Annotated in this window: 16 protein-coding genes; 2 read left to right on the forward strand and 14 right to left on the reverse strand. The window is 59.6% G+C overall.

The window, feature by feature from the left end; all coding sequences use genetic code 11:
- Nucleotides 1–19: 19 nt before the first annotated feature.
- Both AC27VU_RS00125 and AC27VU_RS00130 read right to left on the reverse strand, forming a co-directional pair.
- Complete coding sequence (locus AC27VU_RS00125) at nucleotides 20–883, reverse strand: DUF4123 domain-containing protein (RefSeq protein ID WP_003225158.1); 864 nt, start codon at nucleotides 881–883, stop codon at nucleotides 20–22.
- Nucleotides 874–2,928 (reverse strand): type VI secretion system Vgr family protein, encoded by a 2,055-nt coding sequence (locus tag AC27VU_RS00130; protein WP_488723104.1) that lies wholly within the window; start codon nucleotides 2,926–2,928, stop codon nucleotides 874–876. The genes AC27VU_RS00125 and AC27VU_RS00130 overlap by 10 nt, the downstream gene beginning before the upstream one ends.
- A 374-nt stretch (nucleotides 2,929–3,302) precedes the next feature.
- Here AC27VU_RS00130 and AC27VU_RS00135 point away from each other — a divergent pair, with 374 nt between their 5' ends.
- Nucleotides 3,303–4,604, forward strand: a complete 1,302-nt coding sequence (locus tag AC27VU_RS00135) for an OprD family porin (protein WP_488723105.1) — start codon at nucleotides 3,303–3,305, stop codon at nucleotides 4,602–4,604.
- Nucleotides 4,605–4,747: 143 nt separating this feature from the next.
- On the opposite strand, the gene AC27VU_RS00140 is transcribed toward AC27VU_RS00135, so the two are convergent.
- The 11 genes from AC27VU_RS00140 to AC27VU_RS00190 all read right to left on the reverse strand — a co-directional run bounded on the left by AC27VU_RS00140 (nucleotide 4,748) and on the right by AC27VU_RS00190 (nucleotide 17,607).
- On the reverse strand, nucleotides 4,748–5,368 hold the full coding sequence (locus AC27VU_RS00140; RefSeq protein WP_103483530.1) for a transglycosylase SLT domain-containing protein: 621 nt from the start codon (nucleotides 5,366–5,368) through the stop codon (nucleotides 4,748–4,750).
- Nucleotides 5,369–5,411: 43 nt separating this feature from the next.
- Nucleotides 5,412–6,350: a carbohydrate kinase family protein gene (locus tag AC27VU_RS00145; protein WP_201137587.1), complete on the reverse strand. Its 939-nt coding sequence runs from the start codon at nucleotides 6,348–6,350 to the stop codon at nucleotides 5,412–5,414.
- 13 nt (nucleotides 6,351–6,363) lie between these two features.
- Complete coding sequence (gene xylB, locus AC27VU_RS00150; RefSeq protein WP_488723106.1) at nucleotides 6,364–7,860, reverse strand: xylulokinase; 1,497 nt, start codon at nucleotides 7,858–7,860, stop codon at nucleotides 6,364–6,366.
- A gap of 135 nt (nucleotides 7,861–7,995) precedes the next feature.
- Nucleotides 7,996–9,468 (reverse strand): mannitol dehydrogenase family protein, encoded by a 1,473-nt coding sequence (locus tag AC27VU_RS00155; RefSeq protein WP_488723107.1) that lies wholly within the window; start codon nucleotides 9,466–9,468, stop codon nucleotides 7,996–7,998.
- A 17-nt stretch (nucleotides 9,469–9,485) separates the two neighbouring features.
- Nucleotides 9,486–10,589 carry an ABC transporter ATP-binding protein gene (locus tag AC27VU_RS00160; protein WP_226499263.1) on the reverse strand — a complete coding sequence of 368 codons (1,104 nt, stop codon included), beginning with the start codon at nucleotides 10,587–10,589 and terminating at the stop codon, nucleotides 9,486–9,488.
- Between the two features lie 164 nt (nucleotides 10,590–10,753).
- A complete protein-coding gene (locus AC27VU_RS00165) occupies nucleotides 10,754–11,584 on the reverse strand; it encodes a carbohydrate ABC transporter permease (protein WP_003225143.1) in 831 nt (276 codons plus the stop codon).
- A gap of 8 nt (nucleotides 11,585–11,592) precedes the next feature.
- Entirely contained in the window at nucleotides 11,593–12,519 is a 927-nt protein-coding gene (locus AC27VU_RS00170) for a carbohydrate ABC transporter permease (protein WP_003225141.1), read from the reverse strand.
- A gap of 155 nt (nucleotides 12,520–12,674) precedes the next feature.
- A complete protein-coding gene (locus tag AC27VU_RS00175) occupies nucleotides 12,675–13,946 on the reverse strand; it encodes an ABC transporter substrate-binding protein (protein WP_488723272.1) in 1,272 nt (423 codons plus the stop codon).
- A gap of 380 nt (nucleotides 13,947–14,326) precedes the next feature.
- Nucleotides 14,327–15,232 (reverse strand): AraC family transcriptional regulator, encoded by a 906-nt coding sequence (locus AC27VU_RS00180; RefSeq protein WP_488723108.1) that lies wholly within the window; start codon nucleotides 15,230–15,232, stop codon nucleotides 14,327–14,329.
- 66 nt (nucleotides 15,233–15,298) lie between these two features.
- Nucleotides 15,299–16,168, reverse strand: coding sequence for a phosphatidylinositol-specific phospholipase C domain-containing protein (locus AC27VU_RS00185; protein ID WP_003225135.1), 870 nt, complete (start codon nucleotides 16,166–16,168; stop codon nucleotides 15,299–15,301).
- Between the two features lie 146 nt (nucleotides 16,169–16,314).
- Nucleotides 16,315–17,607: a glycosyltransferase gene (locus AC27VU_RS00190; RefSeq protein WP_103483525.1), complete on the reverse strand. Its 1,293-nt coding sequence runs from the start codon at nucleotides 17,605–17,607 to the stop codon at nucleotides 16,315–16,317.
- 275 nt (nucleotides 17,608–17,882) lie between these two features.
- Here AC27VU_RS00190 and AC27VU_RS00195 point away from each other — a divergent pair, with 275 nt between their 5' ends.
- Entirely contained in the window at nucleotides 17,883–20,138 is a 2,256-nt protein-coding gene (locus tag AC27VU_RS00195) for a hypothetical protein (protein WP_488723109.1), read from the forward strand.
- A gap of 18 nt (nucleotides 20,139–20,156) precedes the next feature.
- Here AC27VU_RS00195 and AC27VU_RS00200 read toward each other — a convergent pair whose 3' ends face one another.
- Nucleotides 20,157–20,522 carry a response regulator gene (locus tag AC27VU_RS00200; RefSeq protein WP_488723110.1) on the reverse strand — a complete coding sequence of 122 codons (366 nt, stop codon included), beginning with the start codon at nucleotides 20,520–20,522 and terminating at the stop codon, nucleotides 20,157–20,159.
- Nucleotides 20,523–20,579 lie beyond the last annotated feature (57 nt).

The raw sequence follows: 20,579 nt of genomic DNA on the forward strand, positions 1-20,579 counted from the left end.
TTCTTTACGGACGGGCTCATCAAGCAGCGCTGTTAGCGAGTTTCTGCAACTGCTGCACTTTGATGAACGACTCTTCCCTTGATTGCAGGATGGCCATTGCCTGTGGCTGCGTTTCGAGCAGCGGGCCGTTGGTGATTTGGCCCAGTTTCAGTAAATGACGACCTTCGTAAATGTTGTGGGCAACCAGCACATTGAGGTTTTCCACGAGGTTGGGCAGTTGTTCGTCGGTAGGTTCACCGTAGGCAGCGTATTGCTCGTCTGCCCAGTAAACCCATCCCAGATGCTCCTGAACCTTTGGCGCTGCTGGTGGCAGGTTGAACGCTGAGACGTCGCCCAGCCATTCAAGTTCCGAAAGGGCTCGCCAACTGAGCCAGCGACCGCGATTGCGCCCGAAGTGGACCGGCGCCGGGCTGTACACGTGCTGCCAAGGGCCGAAGAGCTGATGTGAACTTTCAACGGCGGTGTAGGCCAGCGCGGCCCACAGACTTGGCTTGTGATAACTCAACAGGCTTTGACCGCCGGAGCCATCGTTGGCACGCAGGAGCCAGCGGGCGTGTGCCAGTGCCTTGGCTGGATCTGCTGTGGTGAGGGCGATGCCGGCGAAGTTCTCTTCGCAGAGACTTGCCGCTTCTGCAGCGAGGCGACTGCCCCACGGTGCGACCAGCCATAGAGGGCCGTCAGCGGCGATTTCGGCGAAGTCGGTGTTGAGGAACAGGCCTTGAGTGTCGACAGGTTCGCCGACACGGTAGAGGCGGCTCATGGCCTCTGGCTGACGGGCGCGATCAATGATGAAACATAGGCTAAGGTCGGAGCTCTCTTTCGGCAAACCCTCGAAGGCGTAGCGTGGCGCTTCGAGGAGGGCGCTCAGTGCTTTTACATGCATGTGCAATCCTTACGGCTGCAAGCGCCGTTGCTTTGTTTGCCGCACAACGGCGTGATACCGGACTCGTTGAGGCGTTTGGGCAGCGGGATGAGCACTTTGCCCGCCTTATCCGCATCCGCCACCTTCATCGGCCCCGGCAGCAACGGCGCGGCCGGCGTACCTACACCCGGTGCACCGCCGGTATTGACCTTCACCTCGGCGCCGCTGATGGTCACGCCACCGGCGTCGACCTTGACGAAGCTGCCGCCCGCTTTGGCGGTCAGTTCCATTGCGCCTTCGACGACGACTTTCTGGCCGGCGTAGTAATGGATTTCGCTGCCGGCTTCGACGAATTGCGCTGTGCCTACATTGAGGTGCTGGGTGACTGCGACGGTCAGGTGATCATCTGCGCGCATTTCACTGACGCGATTCAAATGGGTGATGCGGTGCTCTTCGACTTTGAATTCGCTGTAGGTGTTGGCCTCAACCGTGTCATGCCGCTCATTGCCCACACGGATCTTCTGGTCGTGCTCGATGTTCTCGTCCCAATCCCGCTGCGCATGGATATAGATCTGCTCCACACCCTTTTTGTCTTCAATACGAAACTCGTTGTAGCCCTTGCCACCCGGTGAGCTGAGGGTTTTGAAGGTGCTGCGGGTTTTGTTCGCCGGCAGGTCGTAGGGGACGACGTTTTCCTTGTGGTACAGGCAGCCGGTGACGAGTGGCTGGTCGGGGTCGCCTTCGAGGAAGGTGACGAGGACTTCCATGCCGATGCGCGGGATGGCGATGCCGCCGTAGGCGGCGCCGGCCCAGCCGCTGGCGACGCGCAGCCAGCAGGTGGTTTTGTCGTCGGACTGGCCGTCGCGGTCCCAGTGGAACTGGACTTTGATGCGGCCGTACTGGTCGCAGTGGATTTCTTCGCCGGCCGGGCCGGTGACGACCGCGGTCTGGCTGCCGAGGACTTTTGGTTTCGGGTGTTCGAGGGCAGGGCGGTAGTGCGCGTCCCACGGAGTGGCGAGGAAGCTGTTGCGGTAGCCCTGGTGGAAATCGCTTTTGTTGTCGGTGACGTCGCTGGTGACGTTTTCACCGAGCACTTGCGGTTGTTTGCCTTCGTGGATGACTTCCAGCAGCAGCCACAAGTCGTTCCATTCAGCGCGCGGGTGTTCGGCCAGGGTCAGGAAGTGGCCGCTGGTCAGGGTCGGTTCGTCACCTTTGCCTTCGGCGAGTTTGTAGTCGCTGCGATGACGTTCCAGGGCGCGGGTCGAAAGGAATTTGCCGCGCTCGCGGGTGGTGAAGCGGCCGGGGTAATCGTAGTCTTCGAGGTCCGGGGCGAACTCGGATTTGACCGCGCCTTCGGGCAGGATCTTCGGTTTTTCGAAGTCGTAGTCGCGGCGGCTGACGCGCGTGGTGCGGGTTTCCAGGCGCAGGCTGAAGCGCTTGATCACCGGTTTGTCGGCGCTCATGCCGGAGTCTTGCTGGTAGCTCACGGCCTTGAGTTTGCGGAACACTGTCTGATCGTCGCCGAACACCAGTTTGTGCCCACTGCTGCTGTGCTGGAAGTGGAAGTGGATGCCTTCCTCTTCGCACAGGCGCTGGATGAAGTGCAGGTCGGACTCGTCGTACTGCACGCAGTAATCGCGTTGCGGGTACTCGGCGTTGAGCTGGAAGCTGTAGGCGTCGGCGAGGATGCCGCGATCTTCCAGCACCTGGGCGATGATCTTCGGCACCGTGAGGTTCTGGAAAATTTGCTGGTCATGGTTGTGCCGCAAATAGGCCAGTTGCGGCACCAGGCTGATGCTGTAACGAGTCAGGGTCTTGCCGGAATCGCCTTGCTCGATGCGGTACACCAGGCCGTGGATCTTGCCTTCGCCGGTGGCGCCGAAGGTCAGGACGCCGGGCTTGTGCAGCAGCTCTTCGAGTTTGAGGTCGGGGCGGGCGCTGACCAGTTCGAGGTCGAAACGGAAAGGCTCGTTGAGGGCTTCGCGACCGGTGAAGCTGAGCACTTGCAGGTCGGCGGAGGCGCCTTCGAGCGTAAGGGTAATGTGGGTAGCGTTGGCGTCCAGCATGCCTTGAATTCCGTCCATTGAATAAGCAGGTGACGGATGATGGAGGATTAAACCGCCCCGTTCAAGGCGCAAATGCCGTAGGGATGGGGTCTGCGACGTATAGGGAAAACCCTTAGATCGGCTTTTTGGCCCAATGAAACCGGGGGCTTCGCAGTCGTGAGCAATTGGTCAGCAGGCGGTTTTAGCCAATCGCAGGCCAAAGAATAGCCAGTCAGTTTCAGACTAAAGTCGCCTTCAGCGCGTAAAAGCCATCTGCCATCATTGCGGCTCACCCCTGCGTGTCCACTTCTTCCCGGCTGTTTTTGACCCGGGACGGGAGCTATTTTTCTGGCTAACTGCGCCCCGGCGCAAACGCTGTACTGTTGGAGTTTTTCATGCGTCCCCCATTTCCCCTCATCACCCCGCGCCACTCGTTTGGCTTCGGCGCCGTTGTGCTGTGCGCCGGTTTTGCCGCGCAGGCTCAGGCCAGCGGTTTTCTCGAAGACACCACGGCGAAAATCGAATCGCGCACGGTGTATTTCAACCGCGATTTCCGTGATGGGCACACCTCCAACGAGCAGGGCGCTTCCAAGCGTGAAGAGTCGGCTCAGGGCTTTATTCTCAATCTGCAATCGGGTTACACCGAGGGCACGGTGGGCTTCGGTATCGATGCGCTGGGCATGCTCGGCTTCCAGCTCGATTCCAGCCCTGATCGCAGCAACAGCGGCTTGCTGCCGTCCAGCGGCGACAACCCGCGCGGCTCCAAGGGCCAGTACGCAAAAATGGGCCTGACCGCCAAGGTCAAGGTCTCGGACACGGTGTTGAAATATGGCGCGCTGCTGCCGGACCTGCCGCTGCTCAAGTACAACGACGGTCGCTTGCTGCCGACCATGTTCAACGGTGCGATGCTGACCTCTAAGGAAGTGAAGAACCTGACCTTCATGGCCGCGCGTCTGGACAAGTACACCGCGCGCGATTCCACCGACTCACAAGACATCCGCGTGCACTGCAAGAACAAGCGCTACGCCTGTAACACCACTGCCGATCATTTCGACATGTACGGCATCGACTACAAGATCAACGATCGCCTGACCGCGCAGTATCACTACGCGGAACTGGAAGACATCTACCGTCAGCACTTCATTGGGTTGCTCGGCAATCAGCCGCTGGGCGACGGCGTGCTGAAGGCCGATCTGCGTGTGATCAAGAGTGCCGACAGCGGTGCGGAGCGTGCCGGTTCGATCGACAACCGCGCCTTGAGCGGCATGCTTTCCTATGGCATCAGCGGCCACACCTTCAGCGCCGGCTGGCAGCGCATGAACGGCGACAATTCGATGCCGTACCTCGATGGCAGCAATCCGTATCTGGTCAACTACGTGCAGGTCAACGACTTCGCCGCGGCGCAGGAACGTTCCTGGCAGCTGCGTTATGACTATGACTTCAAGGCCATCGGCATCAACGGTTTGAGCTTCCTGACCCGCTATGTCAACGGTGATCACATCAAGGTGCCGGGCAGCGATCAGGAAGGCAAAGAGTGGGAACGCGACAGCGAGCTGAAGTACGTGATCCAGACGGGCACGTTCAAGGATGTGAGCCTGCGTCTGCGCAATGCGACGTACCGCACCAACTATGAAAAGTTTGCGCGGGATGTGGATGAGACCCGGCTGATTGTGAGTTACAACTTTTCGGTGTTGTAACGGTTAGAGCTGCAGTGGCTGGTTGACCGCTTTCGCGAGCAAGCCCGCTCCCACAGGGGATCAGCGCGGAGCACAAAATCTGTGTTCACGGCTGATCCAATGTGGGAGCGGGCTTGCTCGCGAAGGCGTCTTTGCAGGCACCACTACAACCAATGCCAGAACCGGCTCCAGAAGCCGCGATTCAGATCGTCCTTGCACCCGGCATACTGCCGCGCATACACGTCGGAACGCGTCTGCACCTTGCGTGCAGTCGGCATCAGCCAGGCCTTGCTGGCGTAGGTCTTGTTGCGGAAACCGCCCCAGCCTTCGTGGTAGTTCAGGTATTGGTTGTAGGCGTCGTACTTGTACACGCCGTTGATCGAAGTGGTCTTGTCCATGTACCAGCCGACGAAGTCGATGGCGTCGTCGAAGTCTTCGCGGTCGGCGCCGTGTCGGCCGGTGCTTTTCTGGTAGTCGGACCAGACTTCATCCTTGGCCTGGGCGTAGCCCGACGCGGTGGTGACCCGGCCCCACGGGATCACCCACAGCAGGTATTTGCGCGGCGTCTTGGCGTCGTAGCGATAGCCGGACTCCTGATACATGATCGCGAAGGGCACCTGGATCGGTACGCCCCAGCGCTTTTGCGTGACTTGCGCGGCGTCGTACCAGTCGCTTTTTTCGCGGAAGATTGCGCAGATGTCTTCCGGCGAACGTGGCGGCGAGGTGCCGCAGCCGCTGAGTAATCCTGCCAGTATCAAAAGTCCCGCCGTCCGCCCCGAAATCAAACCGTCATCCCCATGCGCGCAAAAAGGGCGACAGTTTACGCGCTCACCTCAACTGCTGACGATAGGGCAAATCCGGACCGGTTTTGCTGCAGGTCAGGGCGGCCGCCTGTACGGCAAACCTGAGCATCGTGTCGATCTGCTCGCGGCTGAGTGCTTGAACCCCTTCGACCGAGTCCAGCCCCTGTTCAGTCAACCAGGTGATCAGCGCGGCTTGAAAGGTATCGCCGGCGCCGACGGTATCGGCGATTTTCACTGAAACCGCTGGTACCGACCATGAACCGTGAGCGCGACTGAATACCGTTGCGCCTTCGCCGCCACGGGTCAGGAACACCAACTGGCAGCGATGCTGCAGCCAGCCTTCGATGACGCGTTGTGGATCCTGTTCCGGGTACAGCAGGCTCAGGTCTTCGTCGCTGACCTTGATCATGTCGGCCAGTTGCACCAGGGTCGCCACGCGCTCGCGCCACAGGTCGATGTTCGGCTCCGGGTTGAGGCGCACGTTGGGGTCGAGGGTGATCAACCGCTTGCCGCTTTCACGCTGCACCAGCGTCAGCAAGGTGTCGGCGATCGGCTGCACCACCAGCGAGAACGAGCCGATGTGCAGGCCGCGTACTTCGGTGCTCAACTGCGGCAGATGGGCGAGGCTCAACTGGCGATCGGCGCAGCCCTCGCCGCGAAAGCTGTAATGCGGCGAACCGTTGGCGCCGACCGCGACCATCGCCAGCGTGGTTGGCGCGGCGAAGTCGATCAAGTAGTCCGCACGCACGCCTTCATCCTGCAGCACCTGCTGCAAACGCCGGCCGAGATAGTCGGTAGACAGCCCGGCAAACAGCGCCGAATCCACGCCCAAACGGCGCAAGCCGACCGCGACGTTGAACGGCGAGCCACCGGCAATCGCCTTGAAATTCACCTTCGAGGCCAGACCGCTGGCATCGTCTTCGCTGAAGAAATCGAACAGAGCTTCGCCACACACCAAATACATAATTGTTTGCTCTTTATAGGGTTGCGACATGCTGTTGATAGCGTTCATAGGCCTGCTGGAACGCCGCGACATTGGCGGCAACCGGCAGGGTTTCACTGTGCAGATCGAGTTTTACGCAGCGCTGGCACAGATCGGCCAAAGTGTCCTCGTGGCCGTTCGACCATGATTTGCACCACGCCGCCTGAATCGCCGCGCCAAGGGCTGCGGCTTCGCTGTGTTCCGTGCAGATCACCGGGGTGTTCATGATGTCGGCGACGATCTGCCGCCACACCGCACTTTTCGAACCGCCGCCGATCAGGCAAATGCTGCGGCTTTGTAAACCATTGTGGCGCAACAGATCCAGTCCATAACGCAAACCGAAGGTGGTGCCCTCGACCACGGCGCGACACAAGTTGGCCTGGGTCAGGTTGTTCAAGGTCAAGCCGTGCAGGCTGCCGGTGGCCTGGGGCAGGGCGGGGACGCGTTCGCCGTTGAGGAACGGCAGCATGCTCACGCCTTCGGCACCGATCGGCGCCTGGGCCACGAGTTGATTGAATTGCTCCAGGTCGAGGTTGAATAGTTCGCGGATTGCGCCGGTGGCGTTGGTCAGGTTCATGGTGCAGTTCAGCGGCAGCCAGCCACCGCTGGACGAACAGAACGTGGCGACCGAGGCATCCGCGCTGACCTTCGGCGCTGCGGCATAGGCGTACACCGTGCCGGAGGATCCGAGGCTCATGGTGATCGCACCCGGCTGAATGTTGCCGGTGCCGATGGCGCCCATCATGTTGTCGCCACCGCCGCTGGAGACCTGTGCATTCGGGTTGAGGCCGAGCTGTTCGGCAATCGAAGGCAGCAGCGTGCCGACCGCCTGATGCGCGTCGATCAGCTCCGGCAGCGCCGCTTGCAGGCGACCCGTGGCGTCAATGTCACGCAGTAGTTGCAAGTCCCACTGGCGGCTGCGCACATTGAAATAGCCGGTGCCGGAGGCGTCGCCGTATTCGCTGCACGCGCGGCCGGTGAGCCAGTAATTCAGATAATCGTGGGGCAGCAGAATGCGCGCGATACGCGAGAACACCTCCGGGTGTTGTTCTTTGGTCCAGAGCAGTTTCGACACGGTGTAGCCCGGCGCGATGACCACGCCGAGGCGTTCCAGTGAGCCTTTTTCGCCGCCGAGGTGTTTGAGCAAGCGGTCGTTTTCATCAGTGGTTTCGGTGTCGCACCACAGCTTGGCCGGACGCAGCACCTGGCCCTGATCGTCGAGCAGCACCAGGCCGTGTTGCTGACCGGAGACGCCGATGCCGAGAATCGCCTGACCGTCGATATTGGCGGCGAGCAAGGCGCGGCGGGTGGCGAGGGCGAAGGCGTCCAGCCACTGTTGAGTGTCCTGCTCGCGCCGGCCGTTGGCGCCGCTGATCATCGTGTGGGTAGCGGCGCCTTCGCCGAGCACCTGACCGCTGGCGGCATCAAGGATGATCGCCTTGGTGCCCTGGGTGCCGCAGTCGATGCCGAGGAAGAGTTGTCGGGTGGTCACAGTGAGGTCCTCAGGGTGTCAGGTTTGCCAGGGTGAGGCTGCCATTCGCGAGCAAGCCCGCTCCCACATTTTGAAACGCGTTTCCCTGTGGGAGCGGGCTTGCTCGCGAAGGCGTCGGTGGTTTCACCGCTGAACTCAGGCCAAAACCCGCTCCAAAGTCCGCGAAACCCCCACCTCACGCAAGCTGTTGCAGCACCACTCGAACGCCGCGACAAACTCCGCCGAACGCGGAATCGTCGTGCCGAAAATTTCCTCGACCGCCAGCAACCGCTGGGTAATCAGCGCATCATCGGCCACCAGCCCCTGACAAAATTCCGCCCGCGGATCAGGAATCGCATAGGTATCGCCGTTCTCGTCGACGCCCTTCAGATACAGCGCCCAGGCCGCCACCACCAGCGCCGCACGCCTGGTTTCCTGACCATCGGCAATCAAGCGGTTGATCGTCGGAATGGTGAACTTGGGAAACTTCGACGAGCCGTCTGAACACACCCGTTCCAGCTGATCGGCAATCGCCTGATTAGAGAAGCGCGCGACCAGCGTATTTTTGTAGTCGGTCAGATCGATGCCCGGTACCGGCGCCAGTTGTGGGGTGACGTCGAGGTCCATGTACGCACGCATGTAGCGCACGAACAGCGGGTCGTTCATGGTTTCGTGAACGAAGCGGTAGCCCTTCAGAAAACCCAGATACGTCAACGCCAAGTGGCTGCCATTGAGCAGTTTGATCTTCATTTCTTCGTAGGGCGAAACGTCATCGGTGAACTGCACGCCGACCTGTTCCCAGGCCGGGCGACCGTTGACGAATTTGTCTTCCAGCACCCATTGCACAAACGGCTCGCAGACCACTGGCCAGGCATCGTCCACCGCGTGTTTGTCGGCCAGTTGCAGGCGATGCGCGGTGCTGGTCATCGGCGTGATGCGATCAACCATGGCGTTGGGAAAACTGACGTTCTGCTCGATCCAGTCGCTCAGCCCCTGGTCACGCAGGGTGGCGAAGGCGAGCAGGGCTTTGCGGGTGACCGCGCCGTTGTGCGGCAGGTTATCGCAGGACATGAGGGTGAACGCCGGCGTGCCCGCGCCACGACGTTTTTCCAGCGCGGCGCAGAGGAAACCGAACACGGTTTTCGGCGTTTGCAGATTCGTCAGATCGTGCTGAATCTGTGGCAGATGCGCCATGAACTCGCCGTTGCTGTCGTCGATGCAGTAGCCGCCCTCGGTGATGGTCAGCGAGACGATGCGGATCTGCGGATCGGCGAGTTTGTCGATCAGCGCCTGCGCGCCGTCTTCGGCGAGGAGCATGTCGCGGATCGCGCCGATCACCCGCACCTCGGTGTCGTCGCTGTCACCGAGTTCGAATAGGGTGAACAGGTAGTCCTGTTCCTTCAGGTCGTCACGGGCGCGGCGGTCTTCAGCGCGCAGGCCGACGCCGCAGATCGCCCAGTCCAGTGCCTGACCGGTGTTCATCAGTGCATCGGTGTAGTACGCCTGATGCGCGCGGTGAAAGCCGCCGACGCCAATGTGTGCGATGCCCTGTCGGGTGTCGCTGAGGCTGTAGGCCGGCAGTTGCACCTCGGGAGCGAGGCGATGCAGGTTTTGTTTATTCAGTTTCATCGGGCAAGTCTCGAAATTCAGGCCGCCGCACGCAGCGGGCGGGTCAGCGCCACGCCATTGGCGTCGAACAGGTGGCAATGGCTGGCGTCCAGGTGCAGGTTCAGTTGTTCGCCGTAGCGGCTCGCGAGGTCACCGCGCACGCGCATGGTCAGGGCTTCGCCGGCGCTGGTGGTGACGTGGCAGAAGGTGTCGCTGCCCAGACGTTCACTGACGTCGGCGGTGACTTGCAGGGTGCAGTCACCCGGTTGCGCCAGTTCCAGATGTTCCGGGCGAATGCCCAGGGTCACGGCGCTGCCGATACTCAGGTTGGCGGCGTTGAACGGCAGGGTGATGCGCGTGCCGGCATCCAGCGAGACTTCGCAGGTCTGGCTGTCGACACGGGCGATTTTGCCCTTGAGGAAACCCATTTTCGGCGTGCCCAGAAAACCGGCGACGAACAGGTTGGCCGGGTTGTGATAGAGGTCCAGCGGCGAGCCGACCTGCTCGATTTTGCCGCCATTGAGCACCACGACCTTGTCGGCCATGGTCATCGCTTCGACCTGATCGTGGGTCACGTAGATCATTGTCGCTTGCAGGTCTTTGTGCAGACGCAGCAGCTCCAGACGCATCTGCACGCGCAGCGCAGCGTCGAGGTTGGACAGCGGTTCGTCGAACAGGAAGATCTTCGGATTGCGCACGATGGCCCGGCCGATGGCGACCCGTTGCCGCTGGCCGCCAGACAGTTGTTTTGGCTTGCGCTCCAGCATCGGCCCAAGTTCGAGAATGCGCGCCGCTTCACCGACCTTTTTCTCGACTTCGGCTTTCGGAACGCCGGCCAGGTCGAGGGCGAACGACATGTTTTTCTTCACGGTCATGTGCGGGTACAGCGCGTAGGTCTGGAACACCATCGCCAGATCGCGTTTGGCCGGACTGACTTCGGTGATGTCGCGGCCATCGAGTTCGATGGTGCCGCCGCTGACTTCTTCCAGCCCGGCGATCAGCCGCAGCAGGGTCGATTTGCCGCAGCCGGACGGGCCGACGAAGACCACGAATTCCTTGTCGTTCACCTCAAGGTCGATGCCCTTGATGATGGAGAAACCTTCGAAGCCTTTTTGCAGATTCTTGATTTTCAGGTTGGCCATGGTGATGGGCCTCCGCTTAAGTTAATTCAATTGCGCCGGGCAAGCTTTTGGTGGGAGCGGGCTTGCTCGCGAAGGGGCCGTGTCAGGCACCATCATTGTTGGATGACACTCCGCTTTCGCGAGCAAGCCCGCTCCCACAGGGGAGAGTGTCGAATGAGCGAGATTCATTTCACGGCGCCGAACGACAAGCCGCGTACCAGTTGTTTCTGGCTGATCCAGCCGAAGATCAGGATCGGCGCACAGGCCAGGGTCGAGACCGCCGACAACTTGGCCCAGAACAAGCCTTCAGGGCTTGAATACGAGGCGATCAGCGCGGTCAAAGGCGCGGCTTTCGACGAGGTCAGGTTCAGCGACCAGAAGGCCTCGTTCCAGCACAGGATCAGCGACAGCAGCACGGTCGAAGCGAGCCCACCCTTGGCAATCGGCAGCAGCACGCGGACCATTTCCTGCCACAGGGTGGCGCCGTCCAGACGCGCGGCTTCGAGGATGTCCTTGGGGATGTCCTTGAAGTAGGTGTAAATCATCCAGACCACGATCGGCAGGTTGATCAGGGTGTAGATCACGATCAGTGCGATGCGTGTATCGAGCAGGCCAAAACTCTTGGCCAGCAGGTAGATCGGCATCAGCACGCCTACTGGCGGCAGCATCTTGGTCGAGAGCATCCACAGCAACGTGCCCTTGGTGCGCTGGGTTTCATAGAACGCCATCGAGTAGGCGGCAGGCACCGCGATCAGCAGGCACAGCGCGGTGGCACTGAAGGAAATCACCACCGAGTTCCAGGCGAAACTGAAGTAGTCGCTGCGCTCGTTGATGTGCAGATAGTTCTCTAGCGTTGGCGTGAAGATGAACTGCGGCGGCGTGGCGAAGGCGTCGATTTCGGTCTTGAAACTGGTCATCACCATCCAGAAGATCGGGAAGAAAATCACGATCGCGATGGCCCAGGCCAGGGTGCCGAGCAGCAGGCTTTGCAGCCGGCGGGATTGTTGAAGAGTCATGGCAGGCCTCAGGCTTTGTCAGTCAGGTTTTTGCCGATCATCCGCACCAGAATGATCGCCGCGATGTTGGCGATGACCACGGCAATCAAGCCGCCCGCCGAGGCCATGCCGACGTCGAACTGCACCAGCGCCTGGTTGTAGATCAGGTAGGCAAGGTTGGTCGAGGCGTAGCCGGGGCCGCCGTTGGTGGTGGTGAAAATCTCGGCGAACACCGACAGCAGGAAGATCGTTTCGATCATCACCACCACCGCAATCGGCCGCGCCAGGTGTGGCAGGGTCAGGTGCCAGAAGATCGCCACCGGACCGGCGCCATCCAGGCGTGCAGCTTCTTTCTGTTCCTGGTCGAGGGACTGCATGGCGGTCATCAGGATCAGGATCGCGAACGGCAGCCATTGCCACGAGACAATGATGATGATCGACAGCAGCGGATAGTGCGCCAGCCAGTCCACCGGTTCGGCGCCAAACAGCCGCCAGACGTAGGCGAGGATTCCCGACACCGGATGGAAAATCAGGTTCTTCCAGATCAGCGCACCGACGGTGGGCATGATGAAGAACGGTGAAATCAGCATCACCCGCACGATGCCGCGTCCGAGAAATTCGCTGGCCTCAAGCAACGCGCTGATCAACACCCCGAACACCACGCTGATCAACAGCACGCTGCCCACCAGCAACAGGGTATTGGTGGCGCCGGGCAGGAAACCGGAGTCGGTCAGGAAGTAGGTGAAGTTCTCCAGCCCGACGAATTCGTTCACCCCCGGATCGAGCAGGTTGTAGCGAATCATCGAGAAGTAAATGGTCATGCCCAGCGGCACGATCATCCACAGCAGCAACAGGGCCACCGACGGGCTGACCAGAAACCAGCCAGGATTGCGTACGCGGACTTTGCGCTGGGGTTGCGACAGGTCGAGGTGGGCTTTGGCAGTTGAAGTATTCATGGTGATCACAACCGAGTCATACAGACCTATGGAGATCCCTTGTGGGAGCGGGCTTGCTCGCGAAGGCGCCGTGTCAGTCAATACACATGACACTGACCCACCGCTTTCGCGAGCAAGCCCGCTCCCACAGGAGGCAGGAGCAAGTCGTTCAGCGGTTACTTGGGATAACCGGCGCGCTTCATCTCGCGTTCGGTAGTTTGCTGCGCGGCGGCCAGGGCCTGGTCCACCGTGGTCTGGCCGATCAGCGCCGCCGAGAACAGCTTGCCGACCTGGGTGCCCACACCCTGGAACTCAGGAATAGTGACCAGTTGAATGCCGATATAGGGCACCGGTTTCAACGTCGGTTTGCTCGGATCCGCCGCTTTCAGCGACTCCAGCGTGACCTTGGCGAACGGTGCGGCGCTCATGTAAGCGTCGCTGTAAGTCGAAGCGCGGGTGCCCGGTGGCACGTTGGCGATGCCATCGGTCTTGGCCACCAGTTCACCGTACTCCTTGGAGGTGGCCCAGGCACTGAACGCCTTGGCGGCATCCTTGGCTTTGGAGCTGGTCGGAATTGCCAGCGCCCACGAATACAGCCATGCCGAGCCCTTATCGGTAACCTGATGCGGCGCGAAAGTGAAGCCGACGTGATCGGCGACCTTGCTCTGGGTCTTGTCGGTGACGAACGAGCCAGCGACGGAAGCGTCCACCCAGATTGCGCACTTGCCGCTGTTGAACAGCGCCAGGTTCTCGTTGAACCCGTTACTGGAGGCGCCCGGCGGGCCGGATTTCTTCATGGTGTCGACGTAGAAGTTCAGCGCGTTTTTCCACTCCGGGCCGGTGAATTCCGGTTGCCATTTTTCATCGAACCAGCGCGCGCCATAAGCATTGGCGACAGTGGTGATCAGCGCCATGTTCTCGCCCCAGCCGGCCTTGCCGCGCAGGCAGATGCCGTACTGCTCTTTATCCTTGTTGGTGAGTTTTTCGGCGAAGCCGGCGATCTGTTCCCAGGTCGGGCGCTCAGGCATGGTCAGCCCGGCATCCTTGAACAGGTCGGTGCGGTAATAGGTGATCGAGCTTTCGGCGTAGAACGGCAGGGCGTACAGCGAACCCTTGACCGACAGGCCTTCACGCACCGACGGGAACACGTCGTCGAGGGCATAAGTGGCCGGCAGATCCTTCATCGGTTCGAGCCAGCCCTTGGCGCCCCAGAGTGCCGCTTCGTACATGCCAATGGTCAACACATCGAACTGACCGCCCTGGGTCGCGATGTCGGTGGTCAGGCGCTGACGCAGAACGTTTTCTTCCAGTACCACCCAATTGAGCTTGATCTCCGGATGCTCGCTCTCGAAGGTTTTCGAGAGTTTTTGCATGCGGATCATGTCGCTGTTGTTTACGGTGGCGATGGTCAGGGTCTGGGCGCCAAGGCTGACGCTGCTGAGGGTCATGCAGGTGAGGGTAAGCAGAGCTTTTGCAGTGAGTTGCATCGTGCACTCCTTTTCTGCGTCCGTTGGGAGGCAGAAGGACAGTTATTGTTTTTGTGTCTTCCTGTGCAGGAAGAATGTGCACTGATTACAGCCCTCAATCGACGGGCTGACAAATCATCCGTCGCACTCGAATCAATACTTTTTTGCACTGGGGTTTATTGCAGTAAATGCAGGGAAGGGGTTTTCAGCGGGGAGGGGCTATTGAATCAGTACAGGTTTCATCGCGTCGGATGCTTTTTTTGGGAGCGGGCTTGCTCGCGAAAGCGCTGTGTCAGTTTGCCGATCAGTTGACTGATACAGCGCTTTCGCGAGCAGGCTTACTCCTACAGGGGGCGGTGGTATCAGCCGAGGTTTTGTTCAGTCAGGCGCTGCACGGCGAGGCGTCGATAGTGTGACGGCGTCATGCCCTTGAGTTGCTGGAAGCGTCGATTGAAATTGGAAATGTTGTTGAACCCCGACTCGAAGCACACGTCGGTCACCGGTTTGTCGCCATCGGCCAACAATTCGCAGGATTTGCTGATGCGCAGGCGATTGACGAATTCGATGAAGTTGCGCCCGGTGGCCTGTTTGAACACACGACTGAAATAGGTCGGTTTCATCCCCAGATGCTCGGCGACTTCTTCCAGGGTCAGCTCGCGGGCGTAGTGGCTGAAGATGTAATCCACCGCGCGGTTGGTGCGGTCGATATTGTGCTCGTCGGCCAGTTGTGTGTTGGTGGCACCGGACAGCAATTGATAGTCGTCAGTGGCTGCCAGCAGCTCCATCAGGATGAAAAAGTACCCGAGACGGGTAATGCCGCGTGTATCGGCGATCTGCTGCATCAGGGTCATGGCCTGGCGGATCGTGTCCTTGTCTCGAAACTCGATACCGTACTGCGCGCGTTCCATCAGGGGGGTCAGGGTTTTGAGTTCGGCAAACACCAGATGCCCGCCTTCGAACAACTCGTCGGTGAAGTTCACCAGCATGTCGCGCTTTTCCACCACCTCGTCTTCGGCCACCTGGCTGATCCAGTTGTGCGGCAGATTGGGCCCGGTGAGGAACAGTGTTTGCGGGTAGAAGTTGCCGATGTAGTCGCCAATGAACACTTTGCCGGAGCTGGCGACGATCAGGTGCAGTTCGTATTCCTTGTGGAAATGCCAGCGCACCAGCGGACAGGGAAAACCGTGCTGGCGGTAAATGATGGACAGGCCGTTATGGTCGTCCATCAACTCGTAGGAGGGATCAGTGATTCGGGTGGCCCGGGTCATGTCCGATGCATTCTGTTGTCATGTTGACGTCCATCATGCACGCACGCTCCGGCCAGTGCCAGCGTCTCAGCCCCGGGCCTTCCTGAGACCTTTGGCGTGGTTGATCTGCTGGCAATACTCGATCAGTGGCGTGCCACCGATGAAGTCGGCATTGATGATGCTGCACTTGGGCGCCCATCCCGAGTCCGGGCCAAACCATTGATCGAGCTCGTTGGTAATTCGTTTGACGCCGGCCAGTTCGCCGTAACTGGTGGCGGACAATGACCACAAGGTGCCGGATCGCGGCGGGTTGGCCAGGGTTTTCGTGATGTGTTGCTTGAGTTGCTCGGGAGACGTGATGTCACTGCCGCTCCATTCATGACGAATATTCGGCCAGTACAGCGGCGAATTGAAGTCGGGATGCCATTCACTGGCCAACACCACTCGTTGCCGTGAATCGGCTTGTTTGAGTTGCCCGAGCGTCAAGTGGCTGTTGCTCCGGGGGATCAGTCGCGGCGCCAGATGATTCATGATGACTTGATGGAAACCCTGATAATCAAAAGGCTTGTTGTCGACCCCCTTGAGTTCATGAATGTCGAGGACGACGAATTCGCCCGGGTGCTCATCGAGGAACACTTCCAGGCTCTTGATCAGTTCACTCAGGGAGCGCCCGCGGAACAGTTTCAGGCCGTGAAAGGTATGAAACTTCTTGATGCCCAGCCAGTGTTCGTCCGAATGCAGGCGCAAGTCGAAGGCGCGCACACCTTCACTCAGTTGCTGAATGAACGGGCCATCCTGGCAGACGAACCAGTTTTTTGCGGGTTGGAGATAGGCCGGATACGAGAAGTCGTAATCCAGCCCGGCGTTATGTGCGCCAGGCCAGAGAACTTCGCCGAGGGTCAAGGCGTCGATGGCGGACGCAGTCGTCATCCAGTTTTTATACGGGTAATTATTCATGGTGCATTCCGTTGCAGACAAAGTTGAGAGTTTACGACCCGAAAGATAGTTGCTTCAGTTCGAAAAACATTCTTTGGCTTGCTCGGAGAAAGTACAAGTCAACACTCTTTTCAAAGTGTTGAGGTACTTTGTTCAATGCTGAAAAATTAACTGTTGTGGTTTTTTGCTTCGATCCATTGCGCCATGTATTGGGTGCTTTTGTGCAAGTGGTGACGCAACATGCTGCCGGTGAAGTTAGCGCGGCGCAGGGCCGGCAAGTTGTCGCGGCATTCTTGCAGACGTTCAATCAATGCCGGACCGTGGATGGCGTGCCGATAGCGCTCGTGCAACAACGTGACGCCGGCCTGTTGCGCGTCGGTCCAGCGCAACTTGTCTTCATGCAGTCTGACCGCCGCATCGGCCAGCGCCTGGGCCGACAGCGCCACCTCACCGGGCCACGGCAACGCACCGCTCATGCCCTCAGCACCGATGGGGGTGGTGACGTTCGGCGTGCCACAGAGCATGGCATCGACGATTTTGCCCTTGATCCCTGCACCGAAGCGCAAGGGGGCCAGGCAAACCCGGGCTTGCGACATCACTTGCAGCGCATCTTCGGCCCAGTTCATCACATGAAAACCCTGCGCCGCATTGTGCAGTGCAGTGGCCTTGGGCGGGGTGTAGGCACCGTAGATATGCAACTGCGCACCGGGCAATTGCTGGCGGATCAGCGGCCAGACTGCGTTCTTCATCCACAGCACGGCGTCCCAGTTCGGCGCGTGACGGAAATTGCCGATACTCAGAAAGTGCGCACGATCCTCGAAGGGCACGAACGCGCCGCTCGGTGGTTCGAGCATCAACGGGCACCAGTGCAACAGGTCCCGGGGCACCTGGAACTGTTCGATCAGTAACTGGATTTCCACTTCGGAAATCATCAGGTTGAGGTCACAACGATACAGCGCGGCGATTTCCCGTTTGGCCAGGTCGGTGTCGGCCATCAACTCGAACTCTTCACCCAGCGCCGGGGCAAACAGTGCGCTGAAATCCTGATTATCCGGATCGTCCTTCAAGCGCTCCTTGAGCCGCTGGTGACGGGCATGTCGCAGACTTTGCAGGTCGGAAGTCTCCAGCACTCGCAGGGCGTTCGGGCAATGTTTCTCGACGCGCCAGCCGAACTGCTCTTCCATCATGAACTGGTCGAACAGGACGATATCCGGGGCCAGTTCACTGACGAAAGCGTCAAAACTGCTGTTATTGAGTTCGATCGGTACTTCCCGAATCCCCAGCCCAGTCAGGTCAGCCTTGTGTTCGCCGGGCCCCGCCGGGCTGCTGAAGGTGATGTCCCAGCCTTGTTGCAGGAAGGTCTCGAGGATCTGCATCACATGCCCGCTGGCCGCCGAAGAGCGGGGTTCGGGCCAGACGTAGCCGATGACCAGAACTTTGGTGGCAGGCGATGCAGTCATTGACAGGTGTTCCTTACAGACAGGCGGACAAAAACGGGTCGCAATTAGACCACATCTGATGCCGGGTTTTACAGACGGGAGTTTTCCGACTTGAGGCGTTGGCGGAGTTACCTGACCGCAAGAGCCTGTTTCTGAAAGTTTGAATGTTGTCGGGATGTTGGCAAAAGTTGCTAACGAAACTTCATTTAATATTTCTCTCTTATATCGGTATGTTGCCTGCGGCTCGATACATTCAAGTCAGCATAGGTTGCTGGCCTCATATGGAAAGTTAACGGATGAAAATGGATGCAGATGTTTTTGATCTTGGTCAAGCCGCAAGCGAGAACTGCGGGTTATTGGCGCTGCTTGATCCCTGGGGGACTCAGAGCAACTTGAACGAACCTCGCGTAGAGGCGCTGACGCAGGTACCTGACGGAGAAGATCCGGCCGACTTCATTGATTCGGTGAATATCAAGGAACTCGGCGACAAGATTGCCAGTCATTGTGCCGCCCTGACCGATCCTGCCAGTTTTCACCCGGCTTATTTCATCCGCACCCGCATCGAAGACACGGCGCATGCGTGGGTCACTGCACCCAAGGAACTGGCACAGATCACCTATGACGCGACGATTGCAGTCAAGTATCTGGAACATGACCCGGTCAATCGCAGCGATTCGCTGAAACCCGAAAAAGCACCGGCCAAATGGCGCCAGAAAAACTTCACCCTGGCCGAGATTTGCACCGATCATCATTTGGTGGTGCTGAAGGAACATGGTTACAAGGAGATCCTCTGGCCTGAGTTTTATCCCAAGGCGTTGATCGAGGCCTTTTCTGAGGCCAACTACCAGGACGATTTCAAACAGTACGTGAAGGACCATCTCTTGCCCGCCGGCGCCCGTGCGTTTGGCTACTATTTAAAGAGAACGGAACTGATCAAACTGGTGGTCGAATTCATCAAGGACGAGAAGCGCGCGCTCGACGACCGTCATATCGCTTTCGCGTTTCTCAGAGGGACTCTGCCAGCGCGCACGTTGCTGCTGCACAGTGACCCGAACCTGCTGGTGGATAACGCGGTGTTTATTGGTCCCGACAACCTGTCCAACGGCATTCTGTTCTTTCTGGGTGAAGACCGGCAGGCCATTGTCTTTCCGTCCGGACATGACGCGCGCGGGAAGTTTCTCGAAAACAATGCGCAACTGCAGACGTTGTTGCTCAAGCGCGTTCCGCTTCGGGCACAGCAGCAGGCCCATGTCAGGGACTTCAAATATCGCGGCATGGAAATGCCGCTGTTCGCGACTCGGCCGCACTATCGGGAGCTGGTGTTCCGCACGAGCAACGACATCGGGCGCAGCTTGTATGAGCTGCAGGTCGAGCGCGCACTGGCGGATATCGACACCCTGGTGTCGACCTCGGAGGAGCGCATAACCGACCTGGCGCTCGAGGCCGCAGGGCATGTCCTGCAATGTCTGGCGCTGGCGGCTTCGATGCCCTGGGGCGGCAGCGGTGTGCTGGCCTCGACCTCGGTGAAGGTTCTGGTATCGATGCTGGTGGGCCTCGGTGCGGCGGCGACCGATCTGATCCGTGCGGAAATTGCCGACGACCCGGCTGAAACCGACCGCTTGCGCATCACTGCCGCGATAGGCGTACTGGCCGAGCTCGCGGGCCCGATCGGTGAGCGGCTGATCGGCAAAGCGTTGTCGGCCGCCGCGAAAAAACGCTTGAGCCAGCGCATTCTCAATACCCTGACCCAAGCGAACAGACCCTCACTGTTACGTCGACCGGGCGCAAGTCTGTCGCATCATTTGGCGAGTACGACTGGCAAGGAGATACCGGATCGGGCCAAAGGCGCGGTGGTCGCCGGTCAACTGCAAGAGCTGGCGGGCGGGCCGAGTGTCGCGCAAATGATCGCCGATCAAACCCAGCTCGTGCACCACGCGGGGCCGCAGAAGGGCTTTGTGTATCAAGGCTTCACCTTTCGCGGCGACACCCGTGATCCGTCGATTGTCTTCAAGGAGGGGTTCCGCCAGCGCACGCCCATCACTGACCTCAATCAGGTCAATGGTTTCAAGGGCGGCTACGGCGGCGCGCACGATGCGTTGGCACCGGACGGCGCAGGCATTTCAACGTCGGCATTTTACAAGAAGGATGGTGCTGGAGCCTTTGTCTACGGCGGCGACAAGGGCGGCCACACGTATTTCATCGATGCCCGGCAACTGGAGGGGTTTCATTTGTACGCCAACACCGAGCTGGCATTTCGGCCGAACACCGGGCTCAAGATGCTGCCTCCGCTGGAAATCAACTATGCCGTCGATATCTCGCCAAGGTTGATCCTCGGGGCATACGACAGTGCGGGTAAATTCATCCCCAATCCGCAGGCGCTGCGACTGGCGATCCAGGCGAGTCAGGACGGCGTCGGTCACGGATTCGGCCGGGATGTTGCAAAAAAGGCCGGTAGCGGTGCGGATCCATTGATTCCAACGGATGGCGAGACCTACGGCAACGAGCCAAGGCTCGAAGCCGAATATGGAGGGGCTAAATTCAGCATAGGGTGACTTTAGCCCGCTTCACGGTTACTTCAGAGAGAGAATGCCCTTGACCTTGTCACGCAACTGATCGATCGAGAACGGTTTGCCGATGACGTGCATGCCAGCGGGGACGTCGATGTTTTCGGCGTAACCGCTGGCGAACAGGACCGGCAGGGCGGGGCGCAGTTCACGGGCTTTGCCGGCCAGTTCACTACCTGTCATGCCCGGCAGGCCGTAGTCGGTCATCATCAAGTCGATAACCGTGCTCTGATCCCCGAGAATCTTCAGCGCAGACTCGCCGTCGTCCGCCTCCAGCACCTTGAACGCCAGCTCCTCCAGCACGTCGACGATGAGCATGCGCACGATGTTGTCGTCTTCTACTACAAGGATGGTAGGTGCTGGGGTGGACATAGTGGTGCTCTCAAGAAAGGAAATCGGGACGGCGACCGGTCGAAAATGCCGGGCTCT

The sequence above is a fragment of the Pseudomonas sp. 14P5.3.2 genome (assembly GCF_057799175.1).

Excerpts from the sequence above, each read along its gene's own strand:
- AC27VU_RS00165 (WP_003225143.1), bottom strand. The coding sequence starts at position 11,584 with ATGACTCTTCAACAATCCCGCCGGCTGCAAAGCCTGCTGCTCGGCACC.
- AC27VU_RS00170 (WP_003225141.1), bottom strand. The coding sequence starts at position 12,519 with ATGAATACTTCAACTGCCAAAGCCCACCTCGACCTGTCGCAACCCCAG.
- AC27VU_RS00130 (WP_488723104.1), bottom strand. The coding sequence starts at position 2,928 with ATGCTGGACGCCAACGCTACCCACATTACCCTTACGCTCGAAGGCGCC.
- AC27VU_RS00135 (WP_488723105.1), top strand. The coding sequence starts at position 3,303 with ATGCGTCCCCCATTTCCCCTCATCACCCCGCGCCACTCGTTTGGCTTC.
- AC27VU_RS00145 (WP_201137587.1), bottom strand. The coding sequence starts at position 6,350 with ATGTATTTGGTGTGTGGCGAAGCTCTGTTCGATTTCTTCAGCGAAGAC.
- AC27VU_RS00200 (WP_488723110.1), bottom strand. The coding sequence starts at position 20,522 with ATGTCCACCCCAGCACCTACCATCCTTGTAGTAGAAGACGACAACATC.
- AC27VU_RS00195 (WP_488723109.1), top strand. The coding sequence starts at position 17,883 with ATGAAAATGGATGCAGATGTTTTTGATCTTGGTCAAGCCGCAAGCGAG.
- AC27VU_RS00190 (WP_103483525.1), bottom strand. The coding sequence starts at position 17,607 with ATGACTGCATCGCCTGCCACCAAAGTTCTGGTCATCGGCTACGTCTGG.
- AC27VU_RS00155 (WP_488723107.1), bottom strand. The coding sequence starts at position 9,468 with ATGAAACTGAATAAACAAAACCTGCATCGCCTCGCTCCCGAGGTGCAA.
- AC27VU_RS00175 (WP_488723272.1), bottom strand. The coding sequence starts at position 13,946 with ATGACCCTCAGCAGCGTCAGCCTTGGCGCCCAGACCCTGACCATCGCC.
- AC27VU_RS00180 (WP_488723108.1), bottom strand. The coding sequence starts at position 15,232 with ATGACCCGGGCCACCCGAATCACTGATCCCTCCTACGAGTTGATGGAC.
- AC27VU_RS00125 (WP_003225158.1), bottom strand. The coding sequence starts at position 883 with ATGCATGTAAAAGCACTGAGCGCCCTCCTCGAAGCGCCACGCTACGCC.
- AC27VU_RS00185 (WP_003225135.1), bottom strand. The coding sequence starts at position 16,168 with ATGAATAATTACCCGTATAAAAACTGGATGACGACTGCGTCCGCCATC.
- AC27VU_RS00160 (WP_226499263.1), bottom strand. The coding sequence starts at position 10,589 with ATGGCCAACCTGAAAATCAAGAATCTGCAAAAAGGCTTCGAAGGTTTC.